Origin of the sequence: Ornithinimicrobium sp. INDO-MA30-4, from assembly GCF_021535045.1 — a bacterium.
In the GTDB taxonomy this organism is placed as follows: Bacteria; Actinomycetota; Actinomycetes; order Actinomycetales; family Dermatophilaceae; genus Ornithinicoccus.
Genome location: NZ_CP091056.1, coordinates 1,807,526 through 1,826,409, shown reverse-complemented (window position 1 = coordinate 1,826,409; position 18,884 = coordinate 1,807,526). Strand labels below are relative to the sequence as shown.

Sequence of the window (18,884 nt, the reverse complement as noted above, 5' to 3'; positions counted from 1 at the left end):
CTCGGAAGGACCCCTCATGAAGCGCACATCTATCCTTGCTGCCACTCTGGCTGCCGGCCTCACGCTGAGCGCGTGCGGTGGAGACAGTGACCCGCTCGACGACTCTGGCGAAGAGTCGGGCAGCAGCAGCTCCGACACCATCACCATCGGCTCAGCAAGCTTCCCCGAGAACGTTTTGCTGATGGAAATCTACGCTGCAGCTCTCAGCGACGCAGGCGTTGACGTGGAAACCCGCGGCAACATCGGCCAGCGCGAGACCTACATTGCTGGGTTGGACGATGGCTCGATCGACATGATTCCCGAGTACACCGGCGCCCTGACGCTCTACTTGAACGCCGATGCCGAGGCCACCGATCCCGATGGCGTCTACGCCGAGTTGCAGGACGCGCTGCCCGAGAACCTCACCGTTCTCGAGCCGTCTGCTGCTGAAGACAAAGACTCGATTGTTGTCACAGCTGAGACTGCTTCGAGTACGACCTCACCGCCATTGGCGACCTCGAGCCAGTTGCTGGCGAATTGGTCTTGGGCGGACCGCCCGAGTTTGAAGAGCGCTTCACCGGCGTTCCTGGCCTCAACGAGGTGTACGGCCTCGAGTTCTCGGCCTTCCGTCCGCTGGCTGCTGGCTCGAACCTGACGGCACAGTCCCTGGCCAATGGCCAGATCGATGTCGCGAACATCTTCTCCACGGACCCCTCGATCTCAGAGAACGACTTCGTGGTCCTGGATGACCCGGACGCGCTGTTCGTCGCTCAGAACATCGTCCCGTTGATCACTACGGATGCTGTCAACGACGAGATCACCACGACGCTTAACGGCGTCTCCGCTGAGCTCGACACGGCGATCCTGACCGAGTTGCTTGCTCAGGTTGTCGTGGGTGGCGAAGCCCTGAGGATGTCGCTCGCGAGTTCGTCGACTCGATCGGCTGATCCGACTCAACAAATGCAAGCGGCCAGTCACCTCCCACGAGGTGACGGGCCGTTTCGCTGTCCGCGAGAGTCGCTTAGTGGCTACGACTGCTTTTGCGGTTGCACGGCTGCCAGCAGCATCTGAGCCACGTCGACAACCTCAACTTCTTCGCGGGCACCGGCGGACTGCTTTTCAGTCAAGCCGTCCGAGAGCATCACCCGGCAGAACGGGCAGCCGACGGCAATGCGATCGGCGCCAGTAGCCAGCGCTTCTTCGGTGCGGTTGACGTTGATCCGGGTGCCGAGCTTTTCTTCCATCCACATGCGTGCGCCACCGGCACCACAGCAGAACGCCTTCTCCGAGTTGCGCGGCATCTCGCGCATCTCGACACCAGGCAAGGCTCCCAGCAGTTCACGTGGAGGCGCATAGACACCGTTGTGTCGGCCCAGGTAGCACGGGTCGTGATAGGTCACGCTCTCCGCCGTGGAAGCCGGATTTTGCAGTTGAGTTTGGCCTGGACGCGACACCGGGGTCAGGCGCTTTTCGCGGACCAGTCGGTTGAGCAACTGGGTGTGGTGCAAAACCTCATAGTTGCCACCAAGCTGGGGGTATTCGTTCTTGATGGTGTTGAAACAGTGTGCACACGTGACGACGATCTTGGCCGCACCCGCTTCGTTAAGCACCTCAACGTTCTGCTGGGCCAACATCTGAAACAGGAACTCATTACCGGCGCGGCGAGCTGGGTCGCCGGTGCAGGTTTCACCATCGCCGAGCACTGCAAACTTCACGTCAGCCATGTGCAGCAACTGAGCTACAGCTCGCGTGGTCTTTTGGCACGGTCTTCGAAAGCGCCCGCACAGCCAACCCAAAACAGGTAGTCCATCTCGGCGAGGTCTTCGACATCGCCGCCCACCATTGGCACGTCGAAGTCGAGATCCTTAGCCCAATCGAGACGGGCGCGTGCCGACATACCCCACGGGTTTTGCTTGTTTTCGAGGTTCTTGAACAATCCACCTAGTTCGCTGGGGAAGGCCGACTCGATCAGCGTCTGATAGCGGCGCATGTCAACGATTGCGTCGACGTGCTCGATATCGACGGGGCACTGCTCGACGCACGCGCCACAGGTGGTGCAGGACCACAGAATGTCGGTGTCAATGACAGCGCCATCGTCGCCGACGAGGTCAATCGTGCCAGCGGCCAGCGCCTCTGCGGTGAGCACGCTGTGGTCGCCACTTTCAGCGGCCGTGCGCTGGTCCTCGGTAGCCAGCAGCCACGGGGCCTTGTCGTGGTGGTGATTGCGCAGCGCGGTGACCAGCATCTTGGGTGACAGCGGCTTTTCGGTGTGCCAGGCCGGGCACTGCTCCTGGCAGCGACCACACTCTGTGCAAGTGGAAAAGTCGAGCAGGCCCTTCCAGGTGAAGTCTTCAACCTTGCCGACGCCAAGGGCGGCGTCCTCGTCGAGCTCTTCAATTTCTTCAAAGTCGATGGGTTCGGCCTTGATCATGATGGGCTGCACCGCGCCAAGGAGGTCTGGCCCTCAGGGTGGCGCTTGAACCAGATGTTGAAGAACGCCAAGAAGCGGTGCCAGGCAACTCCCATGGTGGGGGTTAGCGCAATGGTGATCATCCAAGCCATGGAGATGAGGATCTTGGCCAAAGCGACGACGACGATGGCTGTCTCGAGGGCCCCAACGGACATGCCGCTCATCACCGAACCGAGCCATGCTGTGAGCGGGAAGTTGAGGGCGCTAGCCCACGCTTCGCCCTCAGCCTGGCCCAACGCATACTCAAGCGCGCAGCACCACGATGGCGATGCCAACGCCGAGGATGACAGCCTCCACGAAGTAGGCCTGCCAGGCGGTCGAGCCATAGAAACGACTCTTGCGGCCGGCCGAGCGGGGCTCTCCTTCTGGCGGATCCCGATGAGCACCAGAATGCCGATGATCGCGCCCCAGCCGAAGAGCTCAAAGAGCCACGCCAACGGGGTGAAGTGCGCCAACCCCCACAGGTCAAAGCGCGGGCTGAACAGCTGGCCGTAGGCGTTGACCAGAGTCAAAAGAGCAGACCGAAGGAGATCATCACGACCCAGTGGGCGACCGCGACGACTCTCTTGCGGCCCATCCGGGTGTGGCCCAGAACCTCACGGACCAGAGTGACCGTTCGGGCACCCGGCTCATCCGTGCGTCCAGGGGCGGGCTGGCCGAGCTGGAAGCGCTTTAGGAAACCGGCGATCATCTGCACGAAGAGTGCGATGGCCACCACGGTGACACCTAGGCCGACGACGATGGCGGCGATCTGTGCTGCTGTCATACCTGAATCTTACGGAGGCTGGCAAGGGTCCGCTCGCCCAGGTGCTTTCTGCGGCGCACTCGGTCTGGATTGAGCCTGCGGAATAACAAGAACTTGGGAAACGTATTACCGTCTGAGAGGCACGTCCGTACTGCGAACCCAACACACAAGGAGAAACCGTGGCTATCCACGACAACATCACGTCGGTGATTGGCAAGACCCCCTTGGTTCGACTGAACCGGATGACCGAAGGCATCGACGCTGAAGTCCTGGTGAAGCTGGAGTCGCAAAACCCGGCAGCCTCGGTGAAGGACCGGATTGGCAACGCGATCATTGACGCTGCGGTGGAGTCGGGAGACTTGCAGCCCGGCGGGACAATCGTGGAGGGCACCTCCGGCAACACCGGCATCGCGTTGGCCATGGCTGGTGCTGCCCGCGGCTACAAGGTCGTCTTGGCCATGCCGGAGACGATGAGCCTGGAGCGTCGCGCCCTCTTGCGCGCCTACGGTGCGGAATTGGTGCTAACCCCCGGCCCAGAGGGCATGAAAGGCGCTGTCGCCAAAGCTGATGAGCTTGCCGAGCAGACGGGTGCGGTGCGCGCTCGTCAGTTCGCCAACCCCGCCAACATTGCCGCTCACCGGGCCACGACCGGCCCCGAGATCTGGGAAGACACTGAAGGCAACGTCGACATCTTCGTCGCTGGCGTCGGCACCGGTGGCACCATCACCGGCGCTGGCGGCTATCTGCGCGAACAGAAGTCCGACGTGGGCCTCGTCGTCGTTGAGCCAGCCGACAGCCCCATCCTCAACGGTGGTCAACCGGGGCCGCACAAGATCCAGGGCTTGGGCGCCAACTTCGTCCCCGAAATCCTGGACACCGACCTCTACGACGAGGTCGTCGACGTCACCCTGGAAGACTCCGTCGCGACCGCTCGCGACCTGGCCACCAAGGAAGGCATCCTGGCTGGCATCTCCAGTGGCGCCAACGTGTGGGGTGCCCTGCAGATCGCCAAGCGCCCCGAAAACGCTGGCAAGACCATCGTTGTTATCGTCTGCGACTTCGGCGAGCGCTACCTGTCGACTGTTCTCTTTGAGGGCCTGACTGACTAATGCCGTTTTCGCTGCGGGGCTTCCTTCAAGGAGTCCGCGAAGACCTCGATGCCGGGTTGGCGCGTGACCCGGCGAGCACCAGCAGGCTAGAGATGGCGCTGGCCTCGCCGGGGCTGCACGCGCTCTGGGCGCATCGAGTCGCGCACCGCATCTGGCACAGCAGCGACGCTGGCAAGGTGCCCGCGCGTTTGGTGTCTCAAATGGCCCGCTCGCTGACCGGGGTAGAGATTCACCCGGCAGCCAAGATCGGCAAGCGGCTCTTTATTGATCACGGAATGGGCGTGGTCATCGGTGCGACCGCCGAAGTTGGCGATGACGTGATGATGTATCACGGGGTCACGCTGGGAGGCCGGTCAATGGAGCCGGTCAAACGGCACCCGACCATCGAAGACGGGGCCGTTCTCGGCGCTGGCGCTCGCATACCAGGGCCGGTGACGGTGGGAGCCGGTGCTCAAGTGGGCGCAAACGCCGTCGTCGTGAGGGACGTCCCGGTCTTGGCTGTGGCCGTCGGTGTGCCAGCAACAGTGCGGGTGCCTCATGAGCGGCAGTCTGCAGACCTGATGTATGCCGACCCTGCGCTCTGGATCTAAGCACGCCGCCGTCAGGGTTCGCGTAAGAGAGTCGTAGGTATAGCGAAGGCCGCACACCAATTGGGTGTGCGGCCTTCGTTTGTGCTCAGTGTGAGACTGAGATCACCTCTGGTCGTCGCCGTGGTCCAACACGTCTGAGTGCTCAGGCATGTCTGCTGGCGACGGGTGGTCCGACCCCTCCGAGGAGTGGTTGGACTCATCGGAGTTGCTGCTCAGTTTGTCTGAGGCGCTGCTGATAGCCGACTCGGCTTGCGAGGTGGCCTCGGGGGCAACCTCGGAGGCCTTGTCCTTGACGTTGGCAGCAACGGTGGCGGCGGCCTCAGAGGCCTTTTCCTTGACCTCTTCGACGCGGCTCTGGACGCGGGGGTCCGACCATGCCTTGCTGGCCTGGTCAGCAAAAGCTTCGTAACGCTCGCGACCGGCCTTAGCGCCCAGCACGTAGCCGATTCCGATGCCAACCAACAAAGTGATCTTGTGCATATCTCCTCCAGGAGAAGTAGGTACGCGGTGAGGCAGGTAGCCCCATCGGCTTGAACTTGCGGAGGGTGTGGGATTTGAACCCACGGAGGTTCCCTCGGGCGCTTTCAAGGCGCCTGCACTCGGCCGCTATGCGAACCCTCCTTTGGCACGAACGCTCGGTCCGTGGTGCGTGGACCATTGTTACATTAACCCGATCGTGGTTTCACCTGGGATTGCTGCTACGGTTATACCTGGTTGTAGTTGCAGTTCCTCGCAGTGAAGTACACGCCGTACCTTTCAGGTTTTTTGGCACGTCAACACAAACCGAGCATGACTCGGCGAGTGGGGGTTCAATATTCAGCCCACTCATCACGACCTGTGGTGAGTGTCGCAGACGTACAGCAGAAAGAGACACCCCCATGGCACAGGGAACAGTGAAGTGGTTCAACGCTGAAAAGGGCTTCGGCTTCATCGCACAGGATGGCGGTGGCCCCGACGTGTTCGTTCACTACTCGGCCATCGAGACCAACGGCTACAAGTCGTTGGACGAAGCACAGCGCGTCGAGTTCGAGGTCACGCAGAGCCCCAAGGGCCCGCAGGCCGACGCCGTTCGCCCCGTCTGAGAGCGAACTGCGACTCCTAGTTGAGTCTTAGCAGTTGAAGTAGCCCCCAAGCCTCTTGGCTTGGGGGCTACTTATTTTTGTGCCTAGCGCCTGGCTAGTTTGCTGAGCGGCTCAGCAGACCGTGCCCACGTCGACGAGTTCGTCGTCGGTGTTCAACTCTTCGGTGGTTGTTTCATCCGCCGTTGGCTCGGTGGTCGTGGGTTCGCTCGTCGTGGGCTCACTGGGGGTCGGCTCGCTCGTCGCGGTCGTCGCGGTCGTCGTGGGCTCAGGGGGAGCGATGGCCTCTTGGACCTGCTCGTGGAGGTCGTCAAAGTCAGGGTTGCTGACATTGGTGTTTTCGATCGTGAACGGCAGGCTAGTGATCTGTCCACCACCCTGCACGCGCAACACCAACTCGGCCCAGGCCGGCAATTCTTCCTGGGGGATGGAGGTATAAATGTTCTGGCCGGCAACATCGAGGATGTCGGTGTAGTTCGTCAGGATGGTGAAGGGGTTGACCTGTTCCACCAGGGCGCTGACAACACAACGTTGACGACGCATACGGCTGAAGTCGTCGGTGGTGACACGAGAGCGGGAATACCACATTGCCTCGTAGCCATCGAGGTGCTGTTCGCCCACCTCGAGCCAACCTGACTCGCTGTCCGGGACCAATTGCCCATTGACGGTCTTGCCGCCCATCGGCAGCCGCTCCTGGACGTTGATGTCGACACCGCCCATGGCGTCCACCAGGTCAGTGAAGCCCTCAAGGTTGACGACGGCGCTGTAGTCGACGGGGATGCCCAAAACTTCGCTGATGACCTCACGAGTCGCGGTCAGTCCCACATTGTCGTCAGGGTCGTCTGGATACCAGCCAGGGTTGTTGAGCTTGGCGTTTTCAGCCTCGGTCCAGATGGCGTTCATTAGGCATTCATCGCCACAGTTATAGCCGTCGGGATAGAGGTTGCTGAGCGGGTTGTCCTCTGGGATCGGCACGTTTTCGAGGTTGCGCGGGATCCCGAAGAGGACGCTGTCGCCGGTCTGCGTGTCGATGCTCGCCACCAGCATGGTGTCGGTGCGCACACCAGTGCGGCCATCGCCAGCATCAGAGCCGAGAAGAAGAACATTGACCCGGGGAGTGTCCTCCCACGGGTCATCAGCGCCTAGGTCGAGTGTCGACTGGTCGGTGTTGGCAAACATGGTGCCAACGGTGTCGGAGCTGGCATCGGCGTAGCGCAGGCCCACCGCTGTCGGGACAGCTAGGGCGAGGCACATGAGGCCCGTAAAGACCGATAGACCGGCCCGCTGGCTGCCTTGCAAGGGTTTGGGGCTGCTCACGATCGCAGTGAGCGCCACCGACCCCATCCAGATGACCATGCCGCCAGCTGCCAGCCAAGCGATCGCCTGCAGTCGTGCGGGGCGTGATCCAAGACCAGCGAGGGCTTGAATGGGGCCATTGGAGAACAGCCACCAGGCGGCCAAAAGCAGAATGCCAATAGCCATGCCCAAAAGGACGAGGCCAACGGTCCGGCGCTTGGTCATCGCTAGGCCAGCGCCCGGGAAGATCGTCCCCAACGCTGTCAGGCCATAGGCACGACGCATTTGCTCAACGCGTGAGACTGGGGGAGCTTGCTCGCGTTCCTGCTGCTCAAGCAGCTCGCGGTGCTGGCGTCGGGTTGGCGGGAAGAGGTCTCCGAACGCGTCATCAGACTCGCGGCGGTCGTCTGGACCGTCGCTTGGCGTTTGGGGCATATTCAACCTCTCGACACGTGAACAACGTCCATTCTGATGGAGCAACCTGAATGGCAGGTGGGTCTAGCGTCCCCCTGTTTGGTGAACGCTACCCCTTAAAGGTAGCCTGATCGTCGCCCGTTGGCAGTGGACAGAAGTTCACTCGAATAGGCGTGGAGGTGTCGCATAGTGGCCTAGTGCGCCCGCCTGCTAAGCGGGTTTGGGGTGATACCCCATCGAGAGTTCGAATCTCTCCACCTCCGCAGAACGTTTTGGCTAGTGCCAGGACAGTGGCTCCCGAAAGTGAGTCAGAGCCGCGACCGTTCCGAGCAATCGGATCGGTTGCGGTTCTTTGCGTTTGCGGTGAAGTGCCACCTTGGGATCATCGGGATGATCGTCGTGACAGGCTTCGTGACCATCTCCGCATTTGTCGCGGATAAGGTTGCCGTCGCGTTTCTCGATGACGACGATGCGGCTCTGGCCAGTGCGGCAGAAAGTGACCCCTGACGTGCGGATTTCACTAGTCGGTCAGTGATCCGGTAATGTTTCACGTCGTTGCCCCGGTAACGAAAAGGCGCCCGTAGCTCAACGGATAGAGCATCTGACTACGGATCAGAAGGTTGCAGGTTCGAATCCTGCCGGGCGCGCACTGTGTTGAGACAGTACAAGAACCCCCGACCTGCAGCGATGCGGTTGGGGGTTCTTGGTTTTACCAATGGCCTGCCATCGCGGGATCCGGCCATGCACGGCAACATTCCTTGGTTGCCTGACCCGTTCCCGCTTCAGCCGAATCTGCTCCGCTATCGAATCGGCGCGCTTCCGTGGCCAGCAAACACCACTGCTGGCTGGCCACGGGGATTAAAGAACAGCCAGACGATGTTGTGCCACTGAGACCCATGACGCTACTGCGCCGCAGAAGCGCTGCATTCTGTTCATCTCGATGTCTGAAGGAATAACATGTCACTTGCTTTTGAGCCCATTCGTGTTGGTCCTTGGGACCTGCCCCAACGCTTCGTCATGGCGCCCTTGACGCGTAACCGCGCTGGCGAGGGGATGGTTCCGACCGGGCTCAATGCGCAGTACTACGCTCAACGCGCGGGTGCTGGGCTGATCGTCTCTGAGGGCACCCAACCCAGCCTGGTGGGGCAGGGCTATCTGAACAGCCCCGGAATCCACACGCCAGAACAGGTGGATGGCTGGAGGTCGGTCGCCGATGCCGTGCACGCGCGGGGCGGTCGTATCGTGGTTCAGTTGATGCATGTCGGCCGCATCGCCGCCGCAGCAAACAAGCAAGGGCGCAGACTGTGGCTCCGAGCCCCATTCAGGCGCCGGGGAAGATGATCACGGCGCAAGGCCCTGTCGATCACGATGTTCCTCGGGAGATAGCCACCGACGAGCTCCCGAGCGTGCTGGATGAGTATGTGCAAGCCGCTCGAAATGCAGTTGAGGCTGGTCTTGACGGCGTGGAAGTCCACGCGGCCAACGGGTATTTGCTGCACCAGTTCCTCTCGCCCAATAGCAATGAACGCTCCGATGAGTACGGCGGCAGTCCGCAGAGGCGGGCTCGCTTTGTGGTGGAGGTTGTCTCGGCAGTTGCGCAGGCAATTGGTGCAGAACGAGTCGGCGTACGGATCTCACCTGGCCATCAGCTCAATGGCATCGCTGAAGTCGATGAAGGGGACATGGCCAGCACCTACGGCAGCCTGGTCGACCAGATTGCTGGTCTCAAACTGGCCTATCTTTCGATTCTCGCTGATCCGTCCGGACAACTTTTTGCTGATCTGAGTCAGCGTTTCTCCGGCAGTGTGATTGCCAACGACGGCTTCTCAGAAGTGACGTCGTTGATGTCGGTTGAACAGACCCTCAGCAGTGGGCATGCAGACGCTGTAGCCGTTGGTCGCCCCTACCTCGCCAACCCCGATCTGGAAGTGCGTTGGGCTCAAGGCGCCGAGTTGAATGAGCCCAACATGGATACCTTTTATGGTGGCGGGGCCGAGGGCTACACCGACTACCCCACGCTGGCGGAAGGTGCTTAATTAGTCGTTGCGCACCTAGCCAGCGCTGAATGTCGCTTCAATGTCTTCCTTGGTGAAACCAGTTTCGATTTCTGGGCGATACAACATTTCGATGATGGTCTCGTCAAGCTCCGAAAACTCCTGGACCTCGGAATATTCGCTATAGAAGATGCTGTTCGGGTGCTCGCCAGAGTCAATGGCCAGACCAAACGACTGGGTCAATTCTTCTCTGAGCAAGTGTGAACGCAGATCTTGTTCGATGCCATCGCTGCGCACTGCGATATCGGCTTTGTAGAGCTCTCCTTCTCCCTGGAACCAGAACCAGAAGAAGCCCCAATTTCCATCGACATATTCTGGGAAGTAGTTCTGAAACTCGTCCAACGGCACGAAGTAGACTTCAATGTCGGGGTCCGTGTCGACCACCTGGATATGCACCGACGGGGTTAGCGCGTTCAAATCGGCGACGACATCATCCACTGTCTGCAAATCGGCATCGGTGGGCTGTCCATTGAGGCGTATGTCAACGTCCGTGAGCCACTTCCGCACCGTCGCAGGCGAGTCTGTAAACTCTGACCCCAAAGCAACAGATACGAGGTAGTCGATCTCAGCTTGGGTATATGCCGGATCAGCCCCAGTGCGCTGCGTGTCGGCCGAGGTGGGCTCAGCGGTGGTTTCGGTGTCGGCCGAGGTGGGCTCAGCGGTGGTTTCGGTGGCAGCCGAGACCTCTGGGGTGGGGCCGTCGTTGGACGGGTCCTGCCCGTCGCTATTGGCGCACCCGGTAAACAGGACCGCGGCCGCGATTGGTGCAGCGAAGGTCTGACGGCGTTGGCTCATGATGTCCTTTGGTCCGGCGTCCAACTCACGTCACTGGGTTAGGTGGGGCTTGTCCTGCGAGAACAGCGTTCGTGTTTAGAGCAGCTAACATAGCCATGGCCGTGCGCGTTTCAACAGTGGCGGACCCGAGGTGGGGCAGCAAGACTGCGTTGTCAAGCTCGCTGAGGCCAGGGTGCACCGCTGGCTCTTCCTCAAAAACATCCAGACCAGCGCCCGCGATCTGACCGCTCTTGAGTGCTTTGAACAGGGCAGACTCGTCAACCATGGGCCCGCGCGCTGTGTTGATCAGATAGGCCGAGTCCTTCATGGCAGCCAATTGCTCGGCCCCGATCAGGTGGTGCGTGGCAGGTGAGTATGGCGCGTGCAGCGAGAGCACGTCCGACGTCGCCACCAACTCATCGAAGCCGAGCAAGGTCGCGTCCAACTCGTCCGCCAACTCAGGCTTGGGGCCGCTGCGCGAGGAATAGGCGATCTTCATGCCAAAGGCCTTGGCGCGACGGGCGGTAGCGGCGCCAATGCCGCCTAAGCCGACGATGCCCAGGGTCTTGCCCTGAAGCCCAGAGCCGAGCAGATAGAACATGCCCCACTTCCACGGCTCTTGGTTGCGGATCACGCGTTCACCCTCAGCGAGGCGTCGCGTGATCATCAGAATCAGGCCCAGGGCAATGTCTGCGGTCGCATCCGTCAGCACATCGGGGGTGTTGGTCACCACGACGCTGCGCTCTTTACAGGCGTCGACATCGACGTTGTTAAACCCGACGGCCACATTAGCGACGACCTTCAACTGAGGGCCAGCCGAGTCCAGCACTTCGGCGTCGATCTGGTCGGTCAGCAGCGACACGATCGCGTCCGCCCCCGCGACACGCCTGAGCAACTCAGCGCGCGGCATACCCGATGCGTCGTCCCAACTCACGACTTCGTGCTGCTCTTGCAAAGCAGCCAGACCATCTGCGGGTATGCGCCCGCTGACCACGACGCGGCTCATGCGGACTCCACCCAACCCTTGAGTTTGGTCAAGCCCTCGGTGATCTCGTCGGAGTTGATGCCGGAATAGGCCAAGCGGATGTAGTGCCGGTCTTCGCCGGGCTGAGGTCGACCGAAGTGTCGACGGGTGCAAAAGCTGACGCCGGTTTCGCGCAGAGCCTGACCAGCAAAGTCAGTGAGGTCAGTGATGCCCATGTTGTGCATCGTCTCTGTGACATCGGGGAAGACGTAGAACGTGGAGCGAGGCACCTCGACCGACATACCCGGCGTGCTATTAACGAAATCGCAGACCAAGTCGCGCCGGCCGCGCAGCGTGTCCAACATGTCCTGGACGGGTTGTTGAGTCCCTTGCAACGCCGCAATGCCGGCCCACTGAACATAATGCGTGGTGCAGGACTCGTCATTGGTGTTGAGCGTCGCGAAGATCTTGGCCATCGCCTTGGGGGCAACCGCGCAACCGAGACGAGAGCCGGTCATCGCAAACTTCTTGCTGAACGTATAGAGGATGACGGTGCGCTCGACCATGCCCGGAATCGCGGTGATCGAGGTGGACTCACCCTCGTAGCGCATCTCAAAATAGGCCTCGTCGGAGAGCACCCACAGGTCATGCTCAATCGCGATCTGGGCGATGGCCTCGCGCTCAGCCGCGGTGGACTCGGCGGAGATCGGATTTTGTAGGTCGTTGTAGATCAACGCCCTGGTGTTGGGCGTAATCAGCGACCGCAGTGATCCAGGTCAATGGCAAAACCATTGTCGGTCGGGACATAGCGATAGGCCTTGGCGACGCCGCCGAAATACTCGATCTGCGACTCATAGATCGGGAAGCCGGGGTTGGGGTAGAGCACCTCTTGGCCTGGATCCATCACGGTCTGGATGAACTTGGTGATCACGGGCTTGCCGCCAGTCATCACGACGACCTGCTCGGGGTCGAAATTCATGCCGCGTCGTGCGCCGATGTCTTCGGCCAAAGCAGAGCGCAGTTCGGGTATGCCAGCGCCGGGGCAGTACCCGGTCTTACCTGCGGAAATGGCCTGGTTCATCGCGTCAACGATGTGGCCACCCATCGGCAAATTGATATCGCCCAGATGGAACGGATAGACCTTGTGACCCTCGCTGGATCGGTCGGCTGCGGCCAGGGCTACCGCGAACGCGGTTTCGGTCCCTAGTTGGTCGAGACGTGCTGCGAACGGCATCGCTCACTCCTTTGTGATCGAGTTGCTTCACACCGTACGCGATCTGAGTAATACTCAGCCTGCAGGTGCGTAAAAAGCACACTGCCATCAGGGGGACTCTCTGATGTGGTGAAGCGGGGGCAGCGCTGCCTCGAAAGGAAGTGCACTCATGGCTGAAGTAGCGAAAGCGGCGGCCGGGAAAGATGACTACTACCTCGGAAGAGCAATCCATCTGGCGTCGGTAGCCGCCCTGGGTGGATTCCTGTTTGGGTTTGACACCTCGGTGATCAATGGAGCGGTCGGTGCGATTGGCACTGACTTTGAGCATCAGGGTTCTTCCTGGGCTTTATCGTCTCGTCGGCCCTGTTGGGTTGTGTTGCTGGTGCCTATCTCGCGGGTCGCATTGCCGACCGGTTTGGCCGCATCCGGGTCATGGTGCTGGCTGCAGCCCTGTTTTCGATCAGCGCCATTGGCTCTGGCCTGGCTTTTGGTGCCTGGGACCTCATCCTTTGGCGCGTTGTCGGTGGTGTCGGTGTTGGTGCCGCATCGGTGATCGCTCCGGCCTATATCGCCGAGATCGCACCAGCCTCGATCCGTGGCCGTCTTGGCTCGCTGCAGCAAATGGCCATTGTGGTCGGCATCTTCATCGCTCTCCTGAGCGACTACTTCCTGGCGAACGTCGCTGGTGGCGCCATCGAGCCGTTGTGGGGTCTACAGGCGTGGCGGTGGATGTTCATTGCTGAAATCATCCCGGCAGTTGCCTATGCTGCCTTCGCGTTGACGATCCCGGAGTCGCCACGGTTCTTGGTGGCCAACAAGCAAGACAAGCAGGCGCGGACCGTTCTCTCCAGCGTGATGAAGAGTGGCATTGACGAGCGGATGAAGGAGATCCGCCGCACGGTGATCCGCGAAGAGAAGGCTTCGTTGCGGGACATGCTGAACTCGGCGGGCAAGGTGTTGCCCATTGTCTGGATCGGCATCGCGCTGTCGGTCTTCCAGCAGTTTGTCGGCATCAACGTGATCTTCTATTACTCCGCGACGCTATGGCAGGCAGTGGGCTTCACTGAGGAAGACGCGCTCACGCAGACCGTGTTGACCTCGGTCACGAATATCGTGGTCACCATCATCGCGATCTTGTTGATCGACAAGATTGGTCGCCGATTGCTGCTGTCCATTGGCTCGGCTGGAATGGCCGTGACCTTGGGCACCATGGCATACATTTTGCTACCGCGCCCACCGAGATCGTTGACGGCGCTACGCAGCCAGTGCTGAGTGACAACGGGGCACTCATCGCCTTGATCGCAGCCAACGGCTTCGTCGTCTTTTTCGGTATGTCGTGGGGTCCCGGTGTTTGGGTGTTGTTGGGTGAGATGTTTAACAACAAGATCCGCAGCATGGCGTTGGGCATCGCGGCAGCTGCCCAATGGCTCGCCAACTTTGCTATCTCCACGTCGTTCCCCAGAATGGCAGAGGCTGGGCTGGGCTTCGCCTACGGCTTCTATACGTTCTTTGCTGTGGTGTCGTTCCTCTTTGTGCTGAAGTTTGTGCCAGAAACTAAGGGCAAGGAACTAGAAGACATGTAGCAAGAACTACGTCGGAGCGAGCGCAAGTGCCGTGACATCAACGTGAATCTGGGCGTGGCCAGCGTATTCGTGGGCCTCGTCCAGATTCACGGCGTCAAGGGTCAACGTGGCCCAGCCAACGATTCGCTGTGGGTGGCTTGGCAGCGTGGGGTAGGGGTTGTTGGTCGGAGTCCACTCGTTGATCGCGTCGTCCAAGATTTCCCAACGCTGCGCCGGGTCATCCCAACTGCCGCCGAGGACATCGCGCTCCACAGTCTCGTTCTCGGCCATGCTCATCACCAAACCGCCCTGCCCTTCAAAGCCAGGCAGCAAACCGTCGTTGTTGGCCCCGGCAATCACACCATCGCCGTCGGCATCGCCATAGTAGGGCTCTGAAGTGGCGGGTGCGGGCGTGGCCGGTGCTGATTCAGCCGGTTCTTGGGTTGGTTCATCACTCCCGCATGCCGCGAGGGCGACCAACATTAAGACGGCTGCCAGCAGAGCGGGAGTGCGCTTCATCCGTTAAACGTCCTCAGCTTTGGTTGTGCTTGGGTCCCACTTGGTGATGCCGGCGTCGGCCCAGCCTCGATCCTTAGAAGCTTCACGGGCTTCGCTCTTCCACGGGCCGGTGAGGCGATCAACATACAAGTAGCCATCAAGGTGGTCAGTCTCATGCTGAAGGCAGCGGGCAAACAAGTCTTCGCCCTCCAGGACGATCTCGTTGCCTTCGAGGTCGGTGCCGGTCACCCGAGCCTGCGGGAACCGCGCCAGCGGGAACCACTCTCCGGGGACTGACAAGCAACCTTCGCCGTCTTCTTCTTCATCCAACGGCGTCGGGGTGCCCAAACGTTCCAGGACGGGGTTAATCACCACCGCGCGCGTTCTCCTGGCCCGGGCGGGGGCAGTCGAAAACGAAAATCCGCAAGCGAACGCCGACCTGATTGGCGGCAAGACCGACCCCTTCGGCGGCGGCCATCGTGTCGAACATGTCGGCGACCAGGGTCCTGACCTCTGGGGTCACTTCCTTAACCTTCTTGGTGCGCTGGTGCAGGGCGCGGTGCCCCTGAACGGTGATGTCGCGGACTGCCATCGGTGTCGCCTTCAGTGTGGGTGGTTCTGGGTGTTAATCGGGAGTACCAGCATTTGCTGCCGCTCAATCTTAAGGCCCGTAGCGGTGGGCTCAGCCCGGGCCGTACCCTGCTCCTATGCCGTTCATTGAAATTGTTGGTTGGTTTGGGTCACTCATCTTGGTGATTTCGCTGTTGCAGACCCGTGTTTTGCGGCTGCGCATGATCAACCTGGTGGGCAGTTTGATCTTGCTTGCCTACAACGCGGCGATCATGGTGTGGCCGATGGTTGGCCTGAACACCGTGTTGGCGCTGATCAACATTTACTTCCTCTACAAGATGCTCAGCACTCGCCACGACGCCAAGGCCTACTCGGTGATCGAAGTCGGCTCGCGCGACGCATACTTTGAGCATGTTTTGTCGGTCCACGGGGATGACATCGCCGAGACAAACCCTGATTTCCGCCACGACGCGGCAGCCGATCGGCTGAGTTTCCTGGTGGTGCACGGTGACGAAACCGTTGGTGTGGTTGTTGCTGCAGACGCTGGTGGGGGCACGGCGCAGGTCTTGCTTGACTGGGTGACGCCGCGCTATCGCGACCTCACGCCGGGCGAGTTCGTCTATCGGACCTCCGAGGTCTTCACCTCGCGTGGCTTCACCCGGGTGCTCAGCCCGACGAACGTGCAGAAGCCCTACTACGACCAGGTTGGCTTCACCAAGGACGGCGATCGCTGGGCTTTGGATCTCGCTGCACCCGCACAAAACTAGTCGTGTCCTCACCCGAAACCTCATAGCTGCTCTCGGGCTCAGGGCGGGTGCCGCTCTCGCGCCATGAGTCGGGGCGCCACTCGTCTTCTAGCAGGTCAATTGCCTTGGCGTCCGGTGCCGGGAACTCCTCCGGTATGTCGTCAGCCTCGTCCTCAAACTCCGATATCGCATCGTCGGGGACGGGCGTGCCAGAACGTGTGGCTCGCTGACTTTCGTCATCTGAGTCAGTCGACGGTGCCTGCGCGTCGGCACCAAGGACGTTGGGGATTTCGCCGGTGATGTCTTCGTGTTCGTCGCTGTCGTCATAGCCGTCGTAGGGTTCGTCGTAGTCAGCCTCGTTGGCATCATCCGAGTCCTCGGCAAAGCCGTCATCCTCGTAGACGCTGGCCCGCTCTCGACGCTTTGCGGACCGGCGAGGCTTGACCGGGTGGCCCTTCGCCTGGTGCGACTGGCGGTCACTCTCGTCACGGTCATCGTCGCTGTCGTAGCCGTGATCGGGGCCAAAGATGGTGTCGACGATCGACTTGTAGGTGTTGTCGGGGTCGGGCACCCAGTTGATCTGACGCATCGCCTGCTCTTGGCCGGCCGACTCCATCGTGAAGGTGCCATAGCCCAGGATGCGGCCGGTGATCGAGCGGCCAAAGTTCATGTCGGTCACTTTGCCCAACGGCATCATCGCGACCTTGGTCGTGAACAAACCGTAGGTCAGCAGCAGGCGCTTATCGGTCGCCACAAACCACTCGTTGCGCCACTCCAGGAGTTTCCAGAGCAGGCGGCCCACCAGGAAGAGCCAACCCCACCACAGCCACAACACGGGATCGTTGAGGGCTTCTTCGATTTTGAGGCCGAGGTAGGCGAAAAGAGAAATCCGAGGACGACGGTGACGGTTGGCTCGGCCAGTTTGGCCCAGTGTTGTCGGGTCGCGACAACGATATCTTCGCCAGACAGCAGATACCTTTTCAGGATTCGGCTGCTGACCTTTGTCCCAGCCTCATCGACTGTGGACGATCCCAACATGGCTAGCTCATCAGCGCCCGGAAGAATTGAGCGATGTTCTGAACGCCGCCCCAGATGATGTCCCAAACGGCCTGCAGGATGTCTGCGGCGCGGTCCGGGTCAGTGAGCACCGCGTAGATCAAAAAGATAAAGAGCGCCCAGAGCAGGATCTGCTTGATCTTGGCTGGCATAGGGTGGCTCCTCAGGTGGTCTCACAGAACAACGTCATACTGTCAGGCAAAGGTATGTGTGCGCAGCCGCCACGCCGCAAGGCTGCGGGTGCGCGTCGAGCCGGTGACCTGACTTCACGATCATGCACCACCAGAGGCGAGGGGCCAAAGATGAAAGACGCACGCGCACAAGGGATTGCCTATGCCGTCGTGGCTATGGCGGTGATTGGCTTCTTTAGCTATTCGGATATTTCCAACGGAGGGGCTTCCACCCAAGAGGTGATGCTGCAATCGCTGGTCGTGGTCTGTGCTGGCGCACTCGGGTATGGGTGGGGCAACAAGAACGCGATCCCGGTCGTGGCGGGGGCATTGGTGGCGATCTTGCTCGCGGTCATCGCCTACTTTGCTGGGTCTGACCTCGTTTTCCGGCACGCGCTGCCGGTGGCCACGCTCAGTGTGATTGTCGGGACGTGGCTAGCTCTGCAGCAGTGGGGAAGCAGCAAGTCGGCTTAACGCCTCGGTGACTTCGGCGGTCGAGCCAGCGAAGCTAAACCGCATCATTCGATGGCCCTTGGCCGTGTCGAAATCGACGCCCGGGGTCAGCGCAACGCCGGTGGTCTCCAGCACTTCCGTGCACCACGCATTCGAGTCGTCGGTCAGGTGGCCGATGTCGCACCAGGCGTAGAAGGCACCATCGGGCGGCGCGCTACTCAGGCCCATGTCGGTCAGCGCGGCTTTGACGATCTCGCGATTGACGGCATACCGCTCTAAGTGGCTTTGCAACTCGGGCTTGGCGTCCTCACCAAAGCCGCCATCGCCGCATACTGAGTGATCGCGGGGGCGCAGATAGTCAGGTTTTGCGACAAGATTTCCATCGGCCGGCGCAGGTGCGGCGGGACGAGGGCCCATCCCAAACGCCACCCGGTCATCGAGAAGTATTTGCTGACTGACCCGATCACGACGCCAGCTTGGAAGTTTCCCAGGCGCTGCTGGCCGCACGGCCATAGGTGAGGCCGTGATAGATCTCATCGCTGATCAGCAGGCAGTCATTGGTTTCGCACCAGCGAGCAATCGCGGCCAGCTCGTCCGGGTCGATAACCGTGCCCGTCGGGTTGGAGGGGCTGGCGACGATGAGGCCCTTGGGGATTTCATCAAGGGCTTCGAGCTTCGCGACCGTCGGCTGGAAGCGGGTGTCTGCGCCACAGTCGATCTCAAGGACGTTGCAGCCCAGCGCCGAGAGGGTGTTGCGATAGGCCGGATAGCCGGGCCGAGTCATCGCAACCGTGTCGCCCGCCTCGAAGGCCGCCAGGAACAGCAGCGAAAAGGCTCCTGAAGAGCCGGTCATCACGACGACATCGTCTGCAGTGACGTCGATGTCGTACCAGTCGCGGTGGTGTTTGGCGATGGCTTCGCGCAACTCAGGGATGCCCGTCGCGTCGGTGTAACCCATGACCTGGCTATCGAGCACGGCGTGGGCTTGCTCGACGACAGCGCGAGGAGCCCCGGTTGAAGGCTGCCCCACGCACATCATCAGCGCATCGCCGTGCGAGCGTTGGCGGGCTGCCGCGGCTTTGAGCACCTCCATGACATAGAAGGGCTCGATTTCACTGCGTTGCGAAGCGTGCATCTGGTCG

15 protein-coding genes, 3 tRNA genes and 6 pseudogenes are annotated in these 18,884 nt (G+C 60.9%); 10 read left to right on the top strand and 14 right to left on the bottom strand.

Annotated elements, in window-relative coordinates:
- The first annotated feature begins 16 nt into the window (after window positions 1–16).
- Window positions 17–1,050, top strand: a pseudogene (locus tag L0A91_RS19920) (ABC transporter substrate-binding protein).
- Here L0A91_RS19920 and L0A91_RS10785 read toward each other — a convergent pair.
- Window positions 1,008–3,215 (bottom strand): annotated as a pseudogene (locus tag L0A91_RS10785) ((Fe-S)-binding protein). The pseudogenes L0A91_RS19920 and L0A91_RS10785 sit on opposite strands and share 43 nt — an antisense overlap.
- A 158-nt stretch (window positions 3,216–3,373) precedes the next feature.
- On the opposite strand from L0A91_RS10785, the gene cysK reads away from it, so the two are divergent.
- Together cysK and epsC are read left to right on the top strand one after the other, a co-directional pair.
- Window positions 3,374–4,303 carry a cysteine synthase A gene (gene cysK / locus L0A91_RS10780; protein ID WP_235244454.1) on the top strand — a complete coding sequence of 310 codons (930 nt, stop codon included), beginning with the start codon at window positions 3,374–3,376 and terminating at the stop codon, window positions 4,301–4,303.
- Complete coding sequence (gene epsC / locus L0A91_RS10775) at window positions 4,303–4,893, top strand: serine O-acetyltransferase EpsC (protein WP_235244453.1); 591 nt, start codon at window positions 4,303–4,305, stop codon at window positions 4,891–4,893. The genes cysK and epsC overlap by 1 nt, the downstream gene beginning before the upstream one ends.
- A gap of 102 nt (window positions 4,894–4,995) precedes the next feature.
- Here the strand turns inward: epsC and L0A91_RS10770 are convergent, their stop codons facing one another.
- On the bottom strand, window positions 4,996–5,373 hold the full coding sequence (locus L0A91_RS10770) for a hypothetical protein (protein WP_235244452.1): 378 nt from the start codon (window positions 5,371–5,373) through the stop codon (window positions 4,996–4,998).
- 59 nt (window positions 5,374–5,432) lie between these two features.
- Window positions 5,433–5,514, bottom strand: a tRNA-Ser gene (locus tag L0A91_RS10765).
- Window positions 5,515–5,771: 257 nt separating this feature from the next.
- Here L0A91_RS10765 and L0A91_RS10760 point away from each other — a divergent pair.
- Window positions 5,772–5,975 carry a cold-shock protein gene (locus L0A91_RS10760; protein WP_220121964.1) on the top strand — a complete coding sequence of 68 codons (204 nt, stop codon included), beginning with the start codon at window positions 5,772–5,774 and terminating at the stop codon, window positions 5,973–5,975.
- Between the two features lie 111 nt (window positions 5,976–6,086).
- Here the strand turns inward: L0A91_RS10760 and L0A91_RS10755 are convergent, their stop codons facing one another.
- Window positions 6,087–7,703: an LCP family protein gene (locus L0A91_RS10755; RefSeq protein WP_235244451.1), complete on the bottom strand. Its 1,617-nt coding sequence runs from the start codon at window positions 7,701–7,703 to the stop codon at window positions 6,087–6,089.
- 154 nt (window positions 7,704–7,857) lie between these two features.
- Between L0A91_RS10755 and L0A91_RS10750 the strand changes: the two genes are divergently transcribed.
- From L0A91_RS10750 to L0A91_RS10740, 3 genes and pseudogenes are all read left to right on the top strand, one after another.
- Window positions 7,858–7,945 (top strand) — tRNA-Ser (locus L0A91_RS10750).
- Between the two features lie 311 nt (window positions 7,946–8,256).
- Window positions 8,257–8,329 (top strand) — tRNA-Arg (locus L0A91_RS10745).
- 310 nt (window positions 8,330–8,639) lie between these two features.
- A pseudogene (locus tag L0A91_RS10740) lies at window positions 8,640–9,718 on the top strand (alkene reductase).
- 15 nt (window positions 9,719–9,733) lie between these two features.
- Here L0A91_RS10740 and L0A91_RS10735 read toward each other — a convergent pair.
- From L0A91_RS10735 to L0A91_RS10725, 3 genes and pseudogenes are all read right to left on the bottom strand, one after another.
- Window positions 9,734–10,531 carry a DUF2927 domain-containing protein gene (locus L0A91_RS10735; RefSeq protein WP_235244450.1) on the bottom strand — a complete coding sequence of 266 codons (798 nt, stop codon included), beginning with the start codon at window positions 10,529–10,531 and terminating at the stop codon, window positions 9,734–9,736.
- 25 nt (window positions 10,532–10,556) lie between these two features.
- Entirely contained in the window at window positions 10,557–11,516 is a 960-nt protein-coding gene (locus L0A91_RS10730; RefSeq protein ID WP_235244449.1) for a D-glycerate dehydrogenase, read from the bottom strand.
- Window positions 11,513–12,708, bottom strand: a pseudogene (locus tag L0A91_RS10725) (pyridoxal phosphate-dependent aminotransferase). Before L0A91_RS10725 ends, L0A91_RS10730 begins: the two are co-directional and overlap by 4 nt.
- 148 nt (window positions 12,709–12,856) lie before the next feature.
- Here L0A91_RS10725 and L0A91_RS10720 point away from each other — a divergent pair.
- Window positions 12,857–14,270 (top strand): annotated as a pseudogene (locus L0A91_RS10720) (sugar porter family MFS transporter).
- 6 nt (window positions 14,271–14,276) lie between these two features.
- Here the strand turns inward: L0A91_RS10720 and L0A91_RS10715 are convergent.
- Complete coding sequence (locus tag L0A91_RS10715; protein WP_235244448.1) at window positions 14,277–14,768, bottom strand: hypothetical protein; 492 nt, start codon at window positions 14,766–14,768, stop codon at window positions 14,277–14,279.
- A 3-nt stretch (window positions 14,769–14,771) separates the two neighbouring features.
- Window positions 14,772–15,339: pseudogene (gene def, locus L0A91_RS10710) on the bottom strand (peptide deformylase).
- Window positions 15,340–15,454: 115 nt separating this feature from the next.
- On the opposite strand from def, the gene L0A91_RS10705 reads away from it, so the two are divergent.
- Window positions 15,455–16,084 carry a hypothetical protein gene (locus tag L0A91_RS10705; protein WP_235244447.1) on the top strand — a complete coding sequence of 210 codons (630 nt, stop codon included), beginning with the start codon at window positions 15,455–15,457 and terminating at the stop codon, window positions 16,082–16,084.
- Here the strand turns inward: L0A91_RS10705 and L0A91_RS10700 are convergent.
- The gene (locus L0A91_RS10700; RefSeq protein ID WP_235244446.1) at window positions 16,029–16,898 is read right to left on the bottom strand and encodes a PH domain-containing protein; all 870 of its coding nucleotides are present in this window, start codon (window positions 16,896–16,898) and stop codon (window positions 16,029–16,031) included. The two genes, L0A91_RS10705 and L0A91_RS10700, sit on opposite strands and share 56 nt — an antisense overlap.
- A 205-nt stretch (window positions 16,899–17,103) precedes the next feature.
- Window positions 17,104–17,271: a hypothetical protein gene (locus L0A91_RS10695; protein WP_220121951.1), complete on the bottom strand. Its 168-nt coding sequence runs from the start codon at window positions 17,269–17,271 to the stop codon at window positions 17,104–17,106.
- A 150-nt stretch (window positions 17,272–17,421) separates the two neighbouring features.
- Here L0A91_RS10695 and L0A91_RS10690 point away from each other — a divergent pair, with 150 nt between their 5' ends.
- Window positions 17,422–17,763 carry a hypothetical protein gene (locus L0A91_RS10690; protein ID WP_235244445.1) on the top strand — a complete coding sequence of 114 codons (342 nt, stop codon included), beginning with the start codon at window positions 17,422–17,424 and terminating at the stop codon, window positions 17,761–17,763.
- Here the strand turns inward: L0A91_RS10690 and L0A91_RS19025 are convergent.
- Genes L0A91_RS19025 through L0A91_RS19015 form a run of 3 tightly spaced genes read right to left on the bottom strand, consistent with a single transcriptional unit; the run spans window position 17,725 to window position 18,877 of the window.
- The gene (locus L0A91_RS19025; protein WP_311197782.1) at window positions 17,725–18,033 is read right to left on the bottom strand and encodes an aminotransferase class I/II-fold pyridoxal phosphate-dependent enzyme; all 309 of its coding nucleotides are present in this window, start codon (window positions 18,031–18,033) and stop codon (window positions 17,725–17,727) included. The two genes, L0A91_RS10690 and L0A91_RS19025, sit on opposite strands and share 39 nt — an antisense overlap.
- Window positions 18,018–18,179: an aminotransferase class I/II-fold pyridoxal phosphate-dependent enzyme gene (locus L0A91_RS19020; protein WP_311198161.1), complete on the bottom strand. Its 162-nt coding sequence runs from the start codon at window positions 18,177–18,179 to the stop codon at window positions 18,018–18,020. The genes L0A91_RS19025 and L0A91_RS19020 overlap by 16 nt, the downstream gene beginning before the upstream one ends.
- A 26-nt stretch (window positions 18,180–18,205) precedes the next feature.
- Entirely contained in the window at window positions 18,206–18,877 is a 672-nt protein-coding gene (locus L0A91_RS19015; RefSeq protein WP_311197781.1) for an aminotransferase class I/II-fold pyridoxal phosphate-dependent enzyme, read from the bottom strand.
- Between the last annotated feature and the right edge of the window lie 7 nt (window positions 18,878–18,884).

Bases quoted from the DNA above. Each gene is read 5' to 3' on its own strand.
- L0A91_RS10735 (WP_235244450.1), bottom strand. From the start codon at position 10,531: ATGAGCCAACGCCGTCAGACCTTCGCTGCACCAATCGCGGCCGCGGTC.
- L0A91_RS10705 (WP_235244447.1), top strand. From the start codon at position 15,455: ATGCCGTTCATTGAAATTGTTGGTTGGTTTGGGTCACTCATCTTGGTG.
- L0A91_RS10730 (WP_235244449.1), bottom strand. From the start codon at position 11,516: ATGAGCCGCGTCGTGGTCAGCGGGCGCATACCCGCAGATGGTCTGGCT.
- L0A91_RS19015 (WP_311197781.1), bottom strand. From the start codon at position 18,877: ATGCACGCTTCGCAACGCAGTGAAATCGAGCCCTTCTATGTCATGGAG.
- L0A91_RS19020 (WP_311198161.1), bottom strand. From the start codon at position 18,179: ATGACCGGGTGGCGTTTGGGATGGGCCCTCGTCCCGCCGCACCTGCGC.
- L0A91_RS10770 (WP_235244452.1), bottom strand. From the start codon at position 5,373: ATGCACAAGATCACTTTGTTGGTTGGCATCGGAATCGGCTACGTGCTG.
- L0A91_RS10760 (WP_220121964.1), top strand. From the start codon at position 5,772: ATGGCACAGGGAACAGTGAAGTGGTTCAACGCTGAAAAGGGCTTCGGC.
- L0A91_RS10755 (WP_235244451.1), bottom strand. From the start codon at position 7,703: ATGCCCCAAACGCCAAGCGACGGTCCAGACGACCGCCGCGAGTCTGAT.
- L0A91_RS10695 (WP_220121951.1), bottom strand. From the start codon at position 17,271: ATGCCAGCCAAGATCAAGCAGATCCTGCTCTGGGCGCTCTTTATCTTT.
- L0A91_RS10690 (WP_235244445.1), top strand. From the start codon at position 17,422: ATGAAAGACGCACGCGCACAAGGGATTGCCTATGCCGTCGTGGCTATG.
- L0A91_RS10715 (WP_235244448.1), bottom strand. From the start codon at position 14,768: ATGAAGCGCACTCCCGCTCTGCTGGCAGCCGTCTTAATGTTGGTCGCC.
- epsC (WP_235244453.1), top strand. From the start codon at position 4,303: ATGCCGTTTTCGCTGCGGGGCTTCCTTCAAGGAGTCCGCGAAGACCTC.